The organism is Mesorhizobium tamadayense, from assembly GCF_003863365.1.
GTDB classification, from domain to species: domain Bacteria; phylum Pseudomonadota; class Alphaproteobacteria; order Rhizobiales; family Rhizobiaceae; genus Mesorhizobium; species Mesorhizobium tamadayense.
The window spans coordinates 1-269 of sequence record NZ_RQXT01000292.1; the positions used below are offsets into that span (position 1 = coordinate 1).

Annotated in this window: 1 protein-coding gene; it reads left to right on the forward strand. The window is 66.2% G+C overall.

The window, feature by feature from the left end:
- A partial coding sequence (locus EH240_RS37705) for a transposase (protein WP_206075419.1) occupies positions 1-269 on the forward strand: 269 nt, incomplete at both ends.

Sequence of the window (269 nt, forward strand, 5' to 3'; positions counted from 1 at the left end):
GCGCGAGGAACTGATGGCCTGGTGCGAGCAAAACCGCGTCGACTACGTCTTCGGGCTCGCCCGCAACGAGCGGCTGGAAACCAAGATCGCCCCGGCCCTGGAGGAAGCGAGCCAGGCATCCAGGGCAAGCGGCCAGGCCGCACGCGTCTTTCGCGACTTCATGTGGTCGACCAAAGACAGCTGGTCCCGCCGCAGGCGGGTCATCGCCAAGGCCGAGTGGACGACATTGGGCGCCAATCCGCGCTTCATCGTGACCTCGCTCAAGCCGT